The organism is Leptospira congkakensis, from assembly GCF_004770265.1.
Lineage (GTDB): Bacteria > Spirochaetota > Leptospiria > Leptospirales > Leptospiraceae > Leptospira_A > Leptospira_A congkakensis.
Genome location: NZ_RQGQ01000001.1, coordinates 123,868 through 140,864 on the forward strand (window position 1 = coordinate 123,868; position 16,997 = coordinate 140,864).

Annotated in this window: 15 protein-coding genes; 7 read left to right on the forward strand and 8 right to left on the reverse strand. The window is 36.5% G+C overall.

Annotation, left to right across the window (positions count from 1 at the left end):
• The first annotated feature begins 56 nt into the window (after positions 1–56).
• Genes EHQ70_RS00525 through mtnC form a run of 3 tightly spaced genes read left to right on the forward strand, consistent with a single transcriptional unit; the run spans position 57 to position 3,181 of the window.
• The gene (locus tag EHQ70_RS00525) at positions 57–1,082 is read left to right on the forward strand and encodes a hypothetical protein (protein WP_135583025.1); all 1,026 of its coding nucleotides are present in this window, start codon (positions 57–59) and stop codon (positions 1,080–1,082) included.
• Positions 1,079–2,437 (forward strand): MFS transporter, encoded by a 1,359-nt coding sequence (locus EHQ70_RS00530; RefSeq protein ID WP_135583026.1) that lies wholly within the window; start codon positions 1,079–1,081, stop codon positions 2,435–2,437. Before EHQ70_RS00525 ends, EHQ70_RS00530 begins: the two co-directional genes overlap by 4 nt.
• A gap of 15 nt (positions 2,438–2,452) precedes the next feature.
• Positions 2,453–3,181 (forward strand): acireductone synthase, encoded by a 729-nt coding sequence (gene mtnC / locus EHQ70_RS00535; RefSeq protein WP_135583027.1) that lies wholly within the window; start codon positions 2,453–2,455, stop codon positions 3,179–3,181.
• Here the strand turns inward: mtnC and EHQ70_RS00540 are convergent.
• Together EHQ70_RS00540 and EHQ70_RS00545 are read right to left on the reverse strand one after the other, a co-directional pair.
• Complete coding sequence (locus EHQ70_RS00540) at positions 3,178–3,408, reverse strand: prokaryotic cytochrome C oxidase subunit IV (RefSeq protein ID WP_135583028.1); 231 nt, start codon at positions 3,406–3,408, stop codon at positions 3,178–3,180. The two genes, mtnC and EHQ70_RS00540, sit on opposite strands and share 4 nt — an antisense overlap.
• A gap of 8 nt (positions 3,409–3,416) precedes the next feature.
• Positions 3,417–3,989 (reverse strand): cytochrome c oxidase subunit 3, encoded by a 573-nt coding sequence (locus tag EHQ70_RS00545; RefSeq protein WP_135583029.1) that lies wholly within the window; start codon positions 3,987–3,989, stop codon positions 3,417–3,419.
• Between the two features lie 298 nt (positions 3,990–4,287).
• Between EHQ70_RS00545 and EHQ70_RS00550 the strand changes: the two genes are divergently transcribed.
• From EHQ70_RS00550 to EHQ70_RS00565, 4 genes are read left to right on the forward strand one after another with little or no spacing between them, the layout of a single operon-like run.
• On the forward strand, positions 4,288–4,992 hold the full coding sequence (locus tag EHQ70_RS00550) for a c-type cytochrome (protein ID WP_135583030.1): 705 nt from the start codon (positions 4,288–4,290) through the stop codon (positions 4,990–4,992).
• Positions 4,993–5,001: 9 nt separating this feature from the next.
• Entirely contained in the window at positions 5,002–6,351 is a 1,350-nt protein-coding gene (locus EHQ70_RS00555) for a cbb3-type cytochrome c oxidase subunit I (RefSeq protein ID WP_135583031.1), read from the forward strand.
• 3 nt (positions 6,352–6,354) lie between these two features.
• Entirely contained in the window at positions 6,355–7,137 is a 783-nt protein-coding gene (locus EHQ70_RS00560; RefSeq protein WP_135583032.1) for a CbbQ/NirQ/NorQ/GpvN family protein, read from the forward strand.
• 9 nt (positions 7,138–7,146) lie between these two features.
• Positions 7,147–8,919, forward strand: coding sequence for a nitric oxide reductase activation protein NorD (locus EHQ70_RS00565; RefSeq protein ID WP_135583033.1), 1,773 nt, complete (start codon positions 7,147–7,149; stop codon positions 8,917–8,919).
• Positions 8,920–8,928: 9 nt separating this feature from the next.
• On the opposite strand, the gene EHQ70_RS00570 is transcribed toward EHQ70_RS00565, so the two are convergent.
• The 6 genes from EHQ70_RS00570 to EHQ70_RS00595 are packed head-to-tail and all read right to left on the reverse strand — an operon-like array spanning position 8,929 to position 16,974.
• Positions 8,929–10,149, reverse strand: coding sequence for an NnrS family protein (locus EHQ70_RS00570; protein WP_135583034.1), 1,221 nt, complete (start codon positions 10,147–10,149; stop codon positions 8,929–8,931).
• A 50-nt stretch (positions 10,150–10,199) separates the two neighbouring features.
• Entirely contained in the window at positions 10,200–10,826 is a 627-nt protein-coding gene (locus EHQ70_RS00575) for a Crp/Fnr family transcriptional regulator (protein WP_135583035.1), read from the reverse strand.
• A 14-nt stretch (positions 10,827–10,840) separates the two neighbouring features.
• Entirely contained in the window at positions 10,841–12,838 is a 1,998-nt protein-coding gene (locus EHQ70_RS00580; protein ID WP_135583036.1) for a 7TM-DISM domain-containing protein, read from the reverse strand.
• Positions 12,835–14,820, reverse strand: coding sequence for a sensor histidine kinase (locus EHQ70_RS00585; protein ID WP_135583037.1), 1,986 nt, complete (start codon positions 14,818–14,820; stop codon positions 12,835–12,837). Before EHQ70_RS00585 ends, EHQ70_RS00580 begins: the two co-directional genes overlap by 4 nt.
• A complete protein-coding gene (fliH, locus tag EHQ70_RS00590) occupies positions 14,817–15,740 on the reverse strand; it encodes a flagellar assembly protein FliH (RefSeq protein ID WP_002973208.1) in 924 nt (307 codons plus the stop codon). The genes EHQ70_RS00585 and fliH overlap by 4 nt, the downstream gene beginning before the upstream one ends.
• 4 nt (positions 15,741–15,744) lie before the next feature.
• Positions 15,745–16,974: a FliG C-terminal domain-containing protein gene (locus EHQ70_RS00595; protein WP_135583038.1), complete on the reverse strand. Its 1,230-nt coding sequence runs from the start codon at positions 16,972–16,974 to the stop codon at positions 15,745–15,747.
• Between the last annotated feature and the right edge of the window lie 23 nt (positions 16,975–16,997).

Genomic DNA, 16,997 nt, shown 5'->3' on the forward strand with positions numbered 1-16,997 from the left:
AAAACTTTCGTTTTTTCACTTGGATTGGAATCGAAAGAACGAGAAAAAGTATCAGAATGTTTCGAAGCCATCTATTTTCAATATTGATTCTCATTTTTCTCTCAAGCAGCAGTTATGCGGAAAAACTTTCCATTTATGGAACCATTCAAAATGGCACAACTGGTGGATTGGGTAAGGCAGATTCCATTCGTATGTTGGCTTTACAAGGAGCAATGGTTCCTTTGGCAGACATTGGTCCACAATCTGGAAAATTTCGTTTTCCGGAAACGGAATTGCCAGAAGGAGCACCCATCCTCTTACAAATCCAATACCAAGGTGTGAATTATAATAAAATGATTCCGCCAACATCAAAGTTTCGTACATCTCCCCAGGACGTTACCGTGTATGATACTGGTGCCGATCGCAAACAAGTGGCCATAAAAAGTTTAATGCAGGTTATGCGAGAGAAAAAGGGACTTCGTGTTTTCAAATTGTTTTTGATTGATAACTCAAGCAAACCTCCAAAATCATTTGATTCTAAATTATCACCTTTAGAATATTCTGTAGCAGCAGAAGCCACAGAAATTTTGGCCCAAATCCAACAACCAGGAAGTAAGATGGCAATCCCTCTTGGAATTCCTGAAGGAAAAAACGGAGGAAGGTTATTGGATCGTGCCATTCTCCCTGGTGTTTCTGAAATGCAAATTTCCTATTTCATTCCGAATCAGTTTGATAAATTCACCGAACGAATGTTAATTGAGTCTGAAAATGGAAAATTTCCAATTTTTGTTAAACCACAAGATATGGAAATTAAAACGGGTGAAGGGACCCCTGTCACCAAACTGGATAAAGATGTGCCTCCTGGTCTTAGTGCTTATGTTCTAAGTTCATTGGACTTTGGAACTCCTGTTGAATTTACTTTTTCTGGTGGAAAACCACTCCCAACCATCTCTAACAATACAAATCCAGAAATTTGGAATGGATCCATTCTTACCAGTTGGGATTTATCTCTTTTTGCTGTAGTAGGGTTTCTTGGATTTTTATTTACGCTCTCATTTATTTTTGTCTATCGAAAACAAATAGAAAGGAAAAACAATCCATGAACCAAAAACAAACAAAACGAGATACATCCTATTTGAGATTCATTGGTCTTGGCGAACTCGCAGACCATGGATCTAGAGGAATTTTAGCGTTTTGGGTAATTCTTGCCCTCACATTCTTTTTGTTTGGTGATCAAAACTTAATTGCACCGAATATGAAAAATATTGCCGCTTCTCTTGGTATTACAAATCAGGCAGAGATAGATTGGAAATTTGGTGCAGAAGTCCCTACGTTATTTTTTATTTTAGGTGCTTTAGTTTCATTATCGATGGGCTATCTTTCTCAAGCATTTTCACGTAAACGTTTGTTAATAGCTGCTGTTTTGCTTGGTGAAATTCCGTGTTTTTTATCTGGTTTCGCTACTTCCTATAATGAGTTTTTGATTTTGCGTACACTTTGTGGATTTGGATTGGGGGGAATTTTTCCTTTGATTTATAGTTTGATTGGTGATTATTTTTCAAGTCATTCAAGAGCTATTGCCACTGGTTATGTTTCACTAATGATTGGCCTTGGTGTGGGTGTTGGTCAACTATTAGGAGGAATTTTAGGTGGAGCTGATCCCATTGATGGCTGGAGGGCTTCCTTCATTTATATGTCAGCACCTTCTTTTCTTTTTGCTCTCATTTATTTAGTGTTTTGTGAAGAACCAAAACGTGGTGGTTCCGAAGAAGTTGACGCGGCAAACACTCTTTCCCACAAAATTACATTCAAAGACTTTAAAATACTTTTTGAAAATAAAACCAACATAGGTGTGTTTTTACAAGGCATTCCTGGTTGTATCCCGTGGGGTGTGTTTTTTGTTTTTTTAGCAGATTATTACGAAAACACTTATCTGTTTTCAAAAGAAGTAGCTGCTGGTATGATCACCTTTGCTGCCATAGGTATTTTTATTGGATCATTTTTTGGGGGAGTTCTTGGCCAGTTACTTTATAATATAAAAAAACAATACCAACCTTTACTCTGCATCTTCTCCATTATATTTGGAATTTTCCCAGCAGTATATTTGTTATATGCATTTAACATTGTTGGAAATATGGCATTATTTATTGGGCTAAACGTAATCACTGGTATACTTATCTCCATCACGGGGCCGAATGTAGGTGCGGTGCTTATCAATGTGAACTCTCCAAAATCAAGAAGCGCTATCTTTTCTCTTTATAACCTGACAGACAATTTGGGAAAAGGTCTTGGGCCTGCAATGTCTGCTGTAATTTTAGGTTTAACAACCGATCGCGCTTTGGCACTATCCTTATCGATTTTGTTTTGGATCCCTTGTGCATTGGCTTGGTTTCTCATTCTTTTTAACTACGAAAAAGATGAAGAAACAATGCGAAATCGTTTGTTAACTGAAGGATAAAATTACTACAGTAATATGATCAAACATAACTTACTCGATATCGAAGGGACAACGGCACCGATCGCCTTTGTCCATCAAATCCTTTTTCCCTATGCGAAAAAACATATTGTTACTTTCCTAAAAAACTATCAGTTTACGGAAGTTAAATGGGAAGAAATTCGATTGGAATTTGAAAAGGATATCGTTTTAAGAGAAGAAAAGTTTGTATCTCGTTTTTCTAAAACTGAATCCAACCTAAAATCAGAACTTTTGCCTTTTTCTCCAGAGATTGTTCCGTCTTATTTTGAATACTTAATTGAGAAGGATCGTAAATTTGGCCCTTTAAAAGAAGTCCAAGGAAAAATCTGGAAACAAGGTTATGAATCGGGTGAAATCAAGAGCACTGTCTATCCAGACGTTCCTGAGTTTTTAAAAAAAGCACAGGAAGATGGGATTCAGAATCATGTGTATTCTTCTGGTTCTGTTGAAGCCCAAATTTTGATTTACCAGTATTCAGAGTTAGGTGATTTGAGAAATTATTTTGTTTCTTATTATGATACAGCCGTTGGTGGAAAAAGAGAAAAACAAAGTTATGAGAACATTATCAAAGAATTAAAATCTTCTCCCAATCAAATTCGTTTTTTTACTGATATCGTAGAGGAGGCTGAGGCAGCAAGTTCGGCGGGAATGGATGTAGTCATTTTAAACCGACCAGGCAATATCCCGCAAAAACCACACTCCTTTCCCATTTGGGATCATTTTTAAGTTAGAATCCAGATACTAAAAGAATAGATTCCAATGAGTATTGGAAAGGTGACTTTCCAAAATAGATGAGCCTCTTTCAGATTCATAAATACAAAACAAATGAATAGAAATTTAGCCGCACTCATTAGGATCAAATTCCAATTTCCGGGAAGTGAGGTTCCCATTCCAAAAAAGGAATAATATACGATGAATAATAAAATGATATAAGTGGTTACGATGCTTTTCATTTTGCCTCCTATTGAATCAAATACAGCGCGGGATATAAAAGAAGCCAGATTAAATCGCACATATGCCAAAATACGGCTCCAGCCTCTAAGTTTTCGAATGATATTGTTTTACGACTCCTATATATGATAAAAAGAATGAGCACTCCTACAACTACATGTAAGTAATGAAATCCTGTGAGTAACCAATAATAACTAAAAAAAATATTGCCATCCAAATCGAAACCTAAGTTCCATTTCTCTCGAAACTCATAAAATTTAAGAAAAAGAAAAGCAAATCCAAATACAATAGAAGCAGATAGAAGAATTGTAAAATAGTTTAATTTCTGTTTGGTTTTATAAAACACAGCAAGGGCAATACAAAATCCACTGCTGAGTAGAAAGATCGTATTCCAAAAAGCAAAAGTTTTTGTTAGTTTCGATTGCATCATCAAAAATCCAGTTGGATCCTTGGATTTATCATACAAAAGGGAACCGATTCCCAAACAGAAAGTCAGAACTTCGACAAATACAATCATCCAAATGAGGATTCCTCCAGGTGGATACCATAAGGATTGATTAGGGAAATTTTTTTCATCGGACATCGAATACTCCTTTCTATGTATTTTAAATAAATAGAATATTAAACTAAAATGATTTTATATCCAAAACAATTGTTTTCTGTAAACGGTTTCCGTATCAAAAACAACGAACAATCTGTACGGTTTGGCAGTGCGAACAGAGTTCTGTTATGGCTTATAATGATTCTAATATTCAATTAACGTTCGTTCTGTTTTGTTAAACTTATTGTAATGTAAAAATATGAAATCGTACTTGATTTGAATCAATGTAAGAATTAAAATCTGCACCTACAATTCATACAATGAAAATTAGGAGGTAAGGATGCTATCTAAATCGCAAGCAAGGGCGTTCTTTTTGGGGGGCACCTTTTTGTTCAGTGCAATCTTTGTGTTTCTCACAGTGGATACCGTGCGACAAAATGATACCCGAACCAATGCGCAGAATATGACAGAAGATGTTCTGAAAGGAAAAGAAATTTGGGAAAAAAACAATTGTATGGGATGCCATACATTGTTAGGTGAAGGTGCTTATTATGCCCCAGATCTTACAAAGGTAGTCGAAAGACGTGGTGCCACATGGATCGATGTGTTTTTAGATGATCCACAGGCAATGTTTCCTGGAGAAAGGAAGATGGTGAAGTATAACTTCACAAAGGAAGAGAAAGTGCAAGTCATTGCGTTTCTTGACTGGGTAGGTAAAATTAATGCCAACGGATGGCCTCCTAAACCAAATATTCCCATTGATTCCATTGCAACTCCGCAAGTCCCACAGGTTAAATCAAATGCAGTTGTTTTGTCTCAACCGGAAAAATTTTCCCAACTTTGTATCGCCTGTCATGCAGTAGGTGGTAAGGGTGGAAATGTTGGGCCTGCACTTGATCATGTAGGTTCTAAGTTCGATTCTGATTATCTCAATCGTTGGTTATCAGATCCGCAAGCCATCAAACCGGGAACAAATATGCCAAAGTTGCCGTTAACTGACCCAGAAAGAAAAGATATTGTAACTTACCTTTCTGCGTTGAAATAAGGAGAAACAATGAGATTCCAATCACAAAAGGTCGCATATTGGTTCTTTGCAACTTGTATGTTACTCTTATCTTTACAAATCGTATATGGTTTCATAATGGGATTTGCTCGTATTGGATTAGATGGACTACATGATTTCATTCCATTTAATACCGCTCGGGCCACACATACGAATTTACTCGTCGTATGGTTGTTAACCGGGTTTATGGGAGCTGCCTATTACATCATTCCCGAAGAATCAGACAGAGAGTTGTATAGTGTTAAACTAGCTTACATTCAACTTTTATCTTGGGTTGTTGTTGGGGTGATTGCCATTATTGGTTTTCATTTTAATTGGTGGGAAGGCCGTAAGTTTTTAGAAATCCCAAGACCACTCGACTATTTGGTTGTTGTAAATGTATTAACATTTCTGTTTAACATCGCTATGACTATATGGCAGGCTAAAAAAAGAAGTACAACACAGCTTGTGTTATTCTTTGGATTATTATGTGCGGCTTTACTTTATCTACCAGGTATGATCTACTTTGACAACCAAACACTTGACTCTTACTTTAGATGGTGGGTGGTTCATCTTTGGGTTGAGGGAGTATGGGAACTCATTATGGGTGGTATCCTTGCCTTTTTACTCATCAAACTTACAGGAGTGGATAGAGAGGTCATTGAAAAATGGTTATACGTAGTTGTGGGTTTAACCTTTCTTTCTGGAATTTTGGGTACGGGTCACCACTACTATTGGATCGGAACTCCTAAGTATTGGCTTATGGTCGGTGGAATTTTTTCTGCTTTAGAACCACTTGCTTTTCTCGGGATGGCGATTTGGGCACTCAATATGTATCGCAAAAAAGGAAAAAACCATCCTAACAAAATTGCTCTTTATTGGACTCTGGGAAGTGCTATGATGTCCTTCATTGGTGCTGGATTTTTAGGTTTTGCGCATACTTGGCCTTCTGTCAACCAATGGACTCATGGAACACTCATCACTGCGATGCACGGTCACCTTGCATTCTGGGGAGCCTACGCTATGTTAGTGTTAGCTGTGATTTCTTATGCGATGCCAAATTTAACAGGTAGAAAACTATTTACTGGAATGTCTGGTTATTTGGCATTTTGGGCATCCAATATCGGAATGTTAGGAATGACAGGGGCACTCGCTGTTGCCGGAATCACACAAGTGTATCTGGAGCGTAAATTGGGTATGGACTTCCTTGTAGTTCAAAAAGAAATTATATTCCATTTTATTGGAATGTTACTTGCTGCTACTCTTTTTACTGTTGGTATCGCTTACTTTATTGTGGATTTCATTCGACATGGTCTTCCTTCCAATGAAGCTGTTGGAAAAAATCTTGGTGATCTCGATTAATTTATGTTAACAAAGAAAGCACCCTATTACGAACCAATCGGTAAGGAAATAGAAATCTTTCAAATGGCGGCAGAAAACTCTCTGCCGCTTTTGTTGAAAGGCCCCACTGGATCCGGTAAGTCTCGATTTTTGGAGTATATGGCTCACCTAATGGGTCGTAGGCTCATTACAATTTTGTGTAACGATGAAACCTCTTCTGTGGATCTTGTCGGAAGATTTTTAGTTAAAGGTGCCGATACCATTTGGATGGATGGTCCCTTATCAACAGGAGTTAAAGAAGGAGCCATTGTTTATTTGGATGAAATTGCAGAAGCAAGACCCGATACACTAGTAACCATTCATTCTTTAACCGACCACCGTCGCACTTTATTTTTAGAAAGAAAAAATGAAGAGGTGAGTGCACATCCAGATTTTTTACTCGTTGCATCCTACAATCCAGGATATCAAAGAGGATTTAAGGAATTAAAACCATCCACCAAACAACGATTTATTGGAATGGATTTCCCTTACCCGAAAACGGCTGTGGAAGAAAAAATCATTGTGGGAGAAACTGGTATCAGCGAAACACTAGCCAAAAAGTTAGTTCAATTTGCTAACCTTGTTAGGAACAAACCAGAATTAGGTTTGGCGGAGACTGTTTCGACAAGACTTCTTGTTTCTTGTGCCAAATTAATTGTCAAAGGTCTTCCTTCTCGGCTTGCAGGAAGGACAGCGATCATTTTGCCTCTCTCGGATGACAATGATACAGTTGCAGCCTTACAAGACAGCTTCGATTTGATTTTTTAGGTCAAAACATTGGAATGGGATCAGTTTATATTTTACCAGGGTCATAAACTTTGGAAAAAAATCCGAAAAAAACTCACACCACCTAATCCGTATTATGGATATCTGATGGAGTTAGAAGAAGGCCGAATCTTAAGATATTTACAAACATTAAAAAATGAACCAACCACTCTGATATTTGGTGGGGAAAATATAAGTTTTGGACAAAACTATTTGAAATTTCCGGAATTGGTTCACTTGTTTTTATCAGAATCCACTTCCAAGAAATATGTAAGGATCTTACTTGCTTATCTCGCTTATCTTTATAATCTCGAAGCAGTTGAAACAAAGAAGAAAGAAGATTCAAAAAAGATAAATGAAGAAAGGCCCATAACAAGGGATCATTTCTTTTATTTGTTTCGAAGTTTTTTAAATGTATTTCCTGGCATTCGTAGTGATTGGAAAGAAATTCGAATCGAGAGATTAAAAATTCGAAATAAAGATTTAATACAATACCAGAAACTCACTTCTATATTCACTCAAGCAACTTCATGTATCTCTGATTTAAAACATGAGTTTCCCACAGGAAAAGATTTTATATCAAAATCTGATAAACAAAAAGTAAAGTCCAAAGAATCAAAACAAAAATTGGATCCAAGTGATGCTGAAGTTTTGGAAGTTGATGAGAAAAAAATAGAAGAATATACGTTAGGCCATAATTTCGAAAAAATCGAAACTGTAGAAGAGTTTGATGGGCAATGGCGTGACATTGACGGTGAGGAGGATATGGAAGAAGAGGATGCTTTACAAGAGCTGAACTTAAAACATATCATTCGAACGGAAGATCCAGTTCATACCACTCGAACCAGTGCGTCAGGATCTGGAACAACGCTGGAAATTTTAGATGAAAAGGAAATTGGAAATCATTTTTCTTATCCAGAGTGGGATTATAAGTTAAAAAACTATAAACCAGACTACTGTAATGTTGTAGAAGAATTTCCCAAACAGAAAGACGGCCATTATACAAAACAAATATTAGAGAAACAACATTCCACTCTGACGTTGCTGAAAAAGAAGATGATGGCTCTTCTAAACCAAACTCGAATCAAAAAAAGATTGGTTGCGGGTGCTGATATTGATTTGGATGCTCTTGTGGATCGTTATGCGGACATCAAAGCAAAGATTAGTCCATCAGAAACAATTTATATGAATCCCATTCGAGATATTTCGGACATGGTATTGTATTTCCTTGTTGATATAAGTTTGTCTACAGATTCATGGATCCAAGAAAAAAGAATTTTAGATGTGGAGAGGGAAAGTTTACTCCTATTCTCTGAATGTTTGGAAGAGTTAAAAATTCCTTTTGGAATCGCTGGTTTTTATTCTAGAACTCGTAATTTTAATCAATTCCTACATTTGAAACAATTATCGGAACCTTGGGGCTTTGTCCGTGATCGTTTGGGGTCTATATCACCAATTGGATACACTCGGGTTGGCCCAGCCCTTCGCCATACAAGTTCCATACTAAAACAAACATCCTATAAACAAAAATGGATCATTCTCATCACAGACGCTCGTCCCAATGATTATGATCAGTATGAAGGGAAGTATGGGGTTGAAGATGTAAATAAATCTGTCGGTGAATGTTTGTTAAATGGAGTCCAGGTTTTTACTTTGGCAATTGGAACTGAGGAAAAACCAACAATTCCATCGATGATGAGAAATGCTAGTTATCAAATGTTGTTTCATCCCGAAAGGCTCCTCGATTCTCTCCAAGAGTTTTTTCGAAGAGCCATAAGAGTTTAAACTTGAGATTTATGATGGTTTCCCATCTGGTCTTGGGCTGAATAAAATCTTTGTGTATTGTAGGATGAATAAAGTAAACGCGAGAATCCAGCCGATTCCAGAGAGATGATAAGCTAAATTATACTTTCCGAATAAAGGGAAGAGAACTCTGGCGATTACCGCAAAATTCAAAATGATATAGGCACCTACTGTGAGTGGTGACGCTACAATACTTCTTCCTGTATGTCCTAAACTTACTCGAGTGATCATACCATAAATAAAAACTCCAATGCCACCAATAGTCAGACTGTGTATCGCAGAAGATATAGGAAAGTATCCGAGAGAAACCAAACTATAAAATAAAAATCCCAAACAAACCCAAAAGTATCCTGTATACAAAATCCATAAAATTGGTTTTTTGTATGATTTCCATGGTTTCCAAGAAAGATAACGAACTACATTCGTAACAAACAAAGAAAAACTAATCAAAAAAGAAAATGGAAGTATAATGTCAGTAAAACTGAATGAATCGATACTAAAAGATACATTCGAAGCGAAGTATCCTTCTAAAAGTTTTGAAATATAAAAAACAAAGGGTAAATATAGGATTGCTGATTCTAATTTTGGCATCCGTTTGAAGGAATATCCTGGAATGACCACTCCAGAAAAAAATGGAACCACTCGTCCTCCAATAATTAAAATGAGGAAGAGGATTACAAATATACTTAAATGAACATATAACAATGTTTGTTCTGGATCTAAAACTGAACGTGCAGAAAAGCCAGCTAACAAATGAAATATGGTAAATAATCCATAATGAAAAACAATTGGTTGGTTGTGTTTTTGAGTTGGAACCATCAATTTTGGATAGAGGAGGAGAATGACCATCAGGTCTGAACTAATATCTAAACCAAAAGATAAATAGGATAAAAATCCAAGCGGATACATTGAGATTCTTCCCAAGGTCCAAAAGAGTAATAGAAAAAATAAATTTTTCCCTTTTAAGATACTTGAGTTGGTCCAGTTTTGGACTGCTGTAAAAAGAAAACCGAGGACAATCGCTTTTGAAAATCCAAAAACCATTTCATAGGAATGCCAATGGATAGAATTTATCTGGATGGGATTGGTGATTGCGTTCGAAAGAACGAGTAACCAAAATCCGATCACTAAAATGCCATATACGGAACCGAACCAAAAAAAAGGACGAAAAGCGGTGTTCCAAAGACTGAAACGAAAGAAAGAAATCTTCATATTTTGATCCTAATAAAAATTAGAATCATTTCATTGATGCAAATCAAGAACTAAGCTAAAATTTTAAGTAAACCTTCTTTATCTAAAATGCTGATTTCTCCTTTTTGGGTATCAACAAGACCTTGGTCTTTTAGTTGTTTCAGAATTCTTGAGAATGTTTCCGGTCTTAAATAAAGAAGGGAAGCCATTTGAGTCTGTTTCAACTGTAAAGAATCAGGTGTTCCATAAAATAAAAAATGCGCTACTCTTTGCATCGCATCCATTGTTAGGCCACGATTGATTGCTAAGTTTAATGTATCGATTTTGGTCATCAATGAATGCATAAGAATATGATTCAGTTCAATGTTTTTATGAATTCGACTTTGTACCTCCGTGAGAGGCATTCTTAAGATTGTACTTTTTTTAGTAAATCTTCCAGAAGCAGGATAGGGAATTCCTTGGATTACAGCCCATTCTGCAATGATACTTACTGGACGAAAAAAAGTTAAGGTGACTTCATTCATGTTGCCGTCGTATTTGAATACTTGTAAATCCCCGGTAACAAGTAAGTCCATATAAGCTACAGTATCCCCGCCATGGAATAAAAACTCATCCTTTGAAAAGGTTAGTTCTTGGCAACCCTCAAAGGCCTTCATTAAGGATTCCGGATTAGGTTGTGTTAGATACTTGATGATCATAAAATCAATTTGTATTATTTTTTCTTTTTGAAATTAGGGATCTTAATTTCCGTTTCTTTTAAAAATTTCCAATAACGTTTTAGAGTCACTTTCCAATCTTCTTTTTGTGGTTTGCCTGAAGAATTTTTTAAAATGTTTTGTGATTCCTTGATTGGTTGTAACTCAGATACAGGAACAATTGCAGAAATTCCTAAATCGATTTTTAAGTATTTCTTTTTAATGATTTTGAAATCGATTTTTGCACCTAACAAACGCACAATCTCCAGAATGATTGCCCATTTAACTTTTACGGGAGTTAGTGCGTTGTAGTTTTCAACTAAATCACTAAACAATCTTTGCGAAACCTTTGGATTGCTATGGAATAATAAAAACCGAAAGTGAATATTCCCTCTCAAATCTTGAGTGATGATCAAATCATTATGATTGAATTCTTTGAATGGCGGAAAATCAACCAACCTTACAACAACAGAGTTAATTAAATCCAAACTATTATGGATTTCGGTTTCAGGATTTACTTTGATAGAATAAGTGATATCATCTTCAGGAATCACTTCGTTAATAAATGAGATAAAGTTAACTTGTTCTTTGACGGGAACTTCTTTTAATACTTCTAACCTTGAAAGTTCAATGATATCATCCATCACATTGTCGATGGAGGATTGTACTTCGATCACTTCTTTTACTAAGTTTTTATCTTTTGTTTTCTGAGTTGATTCACGAAATATTATTAATTTTTCTTTCATGGATTTCAGAGGTCCTGAAATCATTGCATCCATATAATAAAAAATCTTTTCTCGAAGGGAATCTGCTTCCTTCAGTCTTTCATAACGATTTTGAAGTTTTCGTTTCATAATCAAAAACTGAAAACGTAAAGCAAGAGTCATCAGAATCAAATACACTAAGAAACTTGTTTCTAAGGAAGATGGTGAGTTGAGATATCCTCTTTCAATTAAAATCTCTTTTAGTATCGAATAAAGTAAGTAAACAAGTGCAAGGAGGTGGATGGTGGAACCGCGAGTTTGGTCTCGGAACTTGTTAAAGGTAACATAAATTGCATAACCAATCACAGCAAGTAAGTGGATGTCCCAATATCCGATGAAGTTATACCAAAAAACTGGATTTTGAATGATGGCAAAAACTGCGATAAAGAAAAACTGCATTAACAAATACAATCTTTGAAATTTGAAAGGTTTTAATTCAAAAAAGTCTTGGATGAACTTTATAAAACTATAGGGTAAAATTAATAAAAACGAATACTCTATGAATTTTAATATTGCAAACTCACTTATCAAAAAAAATCGAACTTCATTTTTTGATAACTCATAAGCAGAAAAAATTAGAGCTAAGATACTAAAGCTAAGATATTCTTTTTTATCACGTAAATTGAAATAGTTGATAAAGAAAAATAATGCGATAAAAAGATAAAAACCAACAAAGATAAGTTCTACTAGTGAATCGTAAAGATTTCCATTTAATGCTTCTTCATAGGTGACAATACGAATGGGACCAGTAATGACTCCGGCAGAAGTGGATAGTGAAGAATCAATTCTTACAATTAAAACGTTGTCTCCTTCTAATAATAAATCATGTGGAATCGGATAAATTCTAGGTCTACCAAAAGCAAACTCATCTGGATCTTTTCCAAAAGCAGAATTATTTTTCCCGATGAGAACTCCATTGATAAATACTTCATCTGATTGATAAATTTTTCCAAGTTGTAAAGCCAGAGATTTTTGGTGTTGTTCAGTTGTGATTTCAAAACTTTTACGAATCCAGATAGCACCACGATAGGATTTGTTTAAGTTGCGGAAATTACTAGGGACCGTAGTGATATCTAAGTTGTTAGCGTTAAACTCATTACTAAGAATGTCTGCATTATCATTAAAATAAATTCCCCAGTCGTCTCCATCCAAACGAAGTACAATAGTGTTTTCATCTGTGGAGCGAGAACAATTAGAAGCAAGTAAAATGAAACTAAGAATTAATAATTTATAAAAACTAAAGGATTTCATTTTTTAGGTTTCTCCGGGATACGAATTGTGAATTTGGCTCCCATACCTTCGCTTGATTTTAAACTTACTGTTCCACCTAAAAACTTTGTGGTAACTTCCACCAACGTAAGACCAATTCCAGCTCCAGGGATCTCATTTTTTTTGTCGCGATACCCTCGAACGAATTTTTGGAAAATGGTTTCCATTTCCAATTGGCTAAGGCCCATTCCTTCATCCATAACAATGAGTTGGTGAAACCCATCACGATTAAAAAACTCGATGCTAATATCTGTTTTGGGATCTGTGTATTGGTATGCGTTTTCCACAAGATTCCTTAGAATACAAAACAAAAGTTCTTTGGGGAAATAAATTTCTAAATCACTCGGTTTTATTTCGATAGAAATGTTTTTTCTATATTGTTCCAGATGGTTTTCTACACTTGAAACACAGTTTCTGAGTAGTTCCGCAACGGAAAAAGATTCATAAAAAGGAATGTACGTTTTTTCTTCTAGTTTGCGTAGAAGCATAGCCTCTTCTACCATATAACTCATATAAGAGATATGATCTTCCGCTTGTTTGACCGGATCTAAATCTTGTTTGGAATTTGATTTGGTCTTTGTTTTCTTTTTTGCAGCAGACTTTGTGGTTAATTTTGTTGGTTCTTTGGAAGTAATTTTTCCACTGTTTGTCGAAATATTGTCTATGGTTTTTTTGATTTTTTCCATCCCTGATTTAAACTCAGAAGACAAATTAATCAAAAAACCTGTTTTAACTCGTTCCATTTGGATTAATTCTTTTTCTTGTTCGATAAAGTTTTCTAAACCCAGAACAATATCGTTTGAAAGTTGGATGGAAATCATCACAAGAAAAATAAGGAATCCTATATACAAAGTTCCTGGCATAGATATGATTTCTAATGCAGAGAGACTATCGATAAGAATGGTAGGTAATAAAGATGCAATCCCTATTAAAATGAATTTTACCTTTGCTATATTTGCCTTTCCGTTTTTGACAAACAGATAAATCACAAGGCCCATCGCTACTGGTAAAACGTAATTGAAAAGGGCTATAACCAAAATCCACGTTTTAGGTGTTCTAAAAAATAAAGTAATTACGAATAAAACAAACAGGAATACTTCATATACCAACAAAACGACATTACGTTTTATCTTTAAATACTGGTGCATGAAATTGATAAAAAATACTGGTAAACAAATGAGGACTAACAGTTCGGCAACATAAGACCAAGTAAAACTTTCAAATAAAATATCTCTATGTTGCGTTCGAATCAAAACATAAATTCCCATAAAAATGGAAAAGAGTGCAAAGAAAAAATTTTCGCCTGCACGTCCGCGAACAATGGAACCAACTAAAAAGTAAATCCCCATAAAGATAAACACATAACCACAAACCATGGCGAATGCTTCTTTGGAGAATGCTGCTTCACGTAACAAACGTTCTTTGGCAATAGTAGGTGCTTCTTTGAGACCATTTAGGTTTGTTGCTGCATAAATGCGAATCGCCATCACATTAAGGCCTGGTTTTAAAAGGTGAGTGGGTAGGGAATAAATTCTTATTTTCTGAAAATCCACTTCCAATCGTGGCAGAACAGTTCCCGTTTTATCGATTAAGGTTCCGTTTAAATAAAACTCATCAATGTCTCTGATCCGACCTAGTTGGATGGCGATTGGTTCTACAGGTGTTGTGTAATTTTCGGGTAAATAGAAAGAACACCTATACCAATGGTATCCTGTTAGGTTTTCTGTTTTTGAAATTCCGTAATCCGGTACAGAACGTTTGACCCAGAAAGATTCTTCAACGGTTTCATCTCTCCAGTCTAAATTATCTCCCTTACGAAATAACCAATCTGTTTTTAAAACGACTGGTTTTTCGAAGGAAGTGATCATGTTTCCGCATGGATCTGCCGCCAAACCGATAATAGCTGGAAACAAAACAAATGCGAACCCGAATACGAGTTGGTAGATACGGATTTTCGAAATCATATCGGTTCGACGTTTCGAATAGCCTCTTCGATTTCTTTGAGCTGAGTAGAAATCCTTGCGTCGATAGCTCCCACGTCTGTTTCGATGATAACACCACCACGATCCACTCGAGAATCTTCGTAAATATTGACCTTACGAAGTGATTCCATAAGTTTGATAAGTTCGTCTTTGTGTGCCGTAGTAAGTTCCAAGTCAGCAAAGTTAACACGAATATCAATCCTATCACGGTCTTTGATTCGTTTCATTGCTTCTCGAATGTTGTTTAATACAATTTCTTTACGTTCGATGATTTCGTCTTTGATTACTTTTCTTGCGATGACAAGAATCATCTCTACCATTTGTTTTTCGGAGGCAGCAATCATTTCTTCACGAATATCAATCGCCTTACCAATGATAGTTCCTAGTCGGTCAATGAGTCGCCTAACTTCCCCTTGGCCTTTTTTGAATCCAACTTCTCGACCAGCATCATAACCCTTTTGATATGCCTCGTGTTCGATCTCAGCCTGTTTCATTTCGGCTTCTTTGATCATACGTTCGACTTCCATCTTAGCACGATCTAAGATTTGTTCCGCTTTGGCACGGCCGGAGTCTTCTTCTAATTTGATTTTTTCTTTGGAGTCTTGAACCATTTGGAAGGCTTTGGTTCTACCTTCTTCTTCAATGGCTTTGGCTTGTTTTTTTGCGTCTTCTAATAATTGACGAACTTGCTCTTCTGTTTCTTGGCGATACCTTTGAAGTTCCGCTTCGATCTCTTCAATCGATGGACCTTGGTATTGTTCGATGATATTTCCCTCTTGGTCTATCTCGAAGTCTTCTTGTTCGTCGGTTTTATGAAATTTTTTGTACTTATCAGGAAGTTGAATCTCAACTTCTTCTTGTAAGTCGGCAATTTGAATGGGTTTAAAAACGAGTTTTGCCATATACTTACTTCAATCTCCAGAGTTTCACTTTGCCTTCATCCATCGCTTCACGCAGTCGATCCAAGATTCCCTTTTGGGCTTCTTCGATTTCTGCTAAAGAAACTGGACCTAACGAATCCCATTCGATCTTTATTTCTTTCACAAGCCAAGATTCCAAATTGGAATATACTTGGTCGCGAAAATCCGTCTCTACTCCTTTCAATGCGCAAGCAATGACAAGAGGATGGATCTCAGAAAAAAATCGAGTGAGGCTCGTCCTTCCTAAATGAAGGAGGTCTTCCAAACGAAAGTAGTGTTCTACTATAGTTTCGGCATATTCTGGGCTTTTTTTCTGAATTCGTTCAATTAAATTTTGAGATGGCAAAAAAGGAAGTCTAGTGAGAATTTCACCTGCTGTTTTGGCTTTCCGGCTGCGGACCTTCGAAACCGGCATTTTTTTCTGGATGAGCTCCAATTTGAAGCGAAGGAAACGATCCAACTTGTCCCTTTCTTGGTCCGAATGGTAGTCAATTTCCGAAAGTGCCAAAATGACCTCTTCCCTGTGACTTTCCGGATATTCGGCCAAAACTTCCGAGGCAGCTTCTGGATCAGAAAAACTCAAAACTCGAGCCACGGTTTCTGCAGATTCGTCCACAGTCAGGTTTCGGAGCATTTCCAAGGAATAACTAGGAAGTTCTGACCAAATGGGGCCTACCCGTTTGGAATCTTCCTCTTTTAATATTTCTTCGAGTAGCGAATACAATTCGTTCGTTTCTGGGTATTCGCTATTCGTATATTTCCCGTTTGCTCCTCCAGAATTTCGGGCATAATCATCGCTATTCGCATAACCGCCCCCGAGTGGTGCTTTCCCGAAAGTAGGCTCGATTTCTCCCCCGTTTTTGGGTGGATATGCGTGATTCGTAGATTCGTCGCGTCTTGGAACTTTGCCGGTAGGGCCGCTGTTGCCGCTGAAATTTGCACCCGGAGTTTTTGCAGAATATCCGTGATTCGTATATTCATCCTTCAAATTGTAACTGCCACGACCAGGTTGGTTACCTTTTTTTTGGAGGAATTTTGTAAAGGAGAGGAGGATGTCTTTTTCTTGCCCTTTGGTCGGGGATGGATTGGCTTCCACTTTCAAGAGAAGGGATTCGATTTCGGAATCACTCAAATGGGCGAACACTTCATCCGGTAAATAGCGGCCTAAAATTTGGTAGGCAAGGGCAGCTTTATTCGGACCGGATGGGGTTTTCATTTAAGAGACATAATAGCTAATCA

Coding starts and splice junctions, on each gene's coding strand:
- EHQ70_RS00525 (WP_135583025.1), top strand. CDS start 57: ATGTTTCGAAGCCATCTATTTTCAATATTGATTCTCATTTTTCTCTCA.
- EHQ70_RS00530 (WP_135583026.1), top strand. CDS start 1,079: ATGAACCAAAAACAAACAAAACGAGATACATCCTATTTGAGATTCATT.
- mtnC (WP_135583027.1), top strand. CDS start 2,453: ATGATCAAACATAACTTACTCGATATCGAAGGGACAACGGCACCGATC.
- EHQ70_RS00540 (WP_135583028.1), bottom strand. CDS start 3,408: ATGAAAAGCATCGTAACCACTTATATCATTTTATTATTCATCGTATAT.
- EHQ70_RS00545 (WP_135583029.1), bottom strand. CDS start 3,989: ATGTCCGATGAAAAAAATTTCCCTAATCAATCCTTATGGTATCCACCT.
- EHQ70_RS00550 (WP_135583030.1), top strand. CDS start 4,288: ATGCTATCTAAATCGCAAGCAAGGGCGTTCTTTTTGGGGGGCACCTTT.
- EHQ70_RS00555 (WP_135583031.1), top strand. CDS start 5,002: ATGAGATTCCAATCACAAAAGGTCGCATATTGGTTCTTTGCAACTTGT.
- EHQ70_RS00560 (WP_135583032.1), top strand. CDS start 6,355: ATGTTAACAAAGAAAGCACCCTATTACGAACCAATCGGTAAGGAAATA.
- EHQ70_RS00570 (WP_135583034.1), bottom strand. CDS start 10,149: ATGAAGATTTCTTTCTTTCGTTTCAGTCTTTGGAACACCGCTTTTCGT.
- EHQ70_RS00575 (WP_135583035.1), bottom strand. CDS start 10,826: ATGATCATCAAGTATCTAACACAACCTAATCCGGAATCCTTAATGAAG.
- EHQ70_RS00580 (WP_135583036.1), bottom strand. CDS start 12,838: ATGAAATCCTTTAGTTTTTATAAATTATTAATTCTTAGTTTCATTTTA.
- EHQ70_RS00585 (WP_135583037.1), bottom strand. CDS start 14,820: ATGATTTCGAAAATCCGTATCTACCAACTCGTATTCGGGTTCGCATTT.
- fliH (WP_002973208.1), bottom strand. CDS start 15,740: ATGGCAAAACTCGTTTTTAAACCCATTCAAATTGCCGACTTACAAGAA.
- EHQ70_RS00595 (WP_135583038.1), bottom strand. CDS start 16,974: ATGAAAACCCCATCCGGTCCGAATAAAGCTGCCCTTGCCTACCAAATT.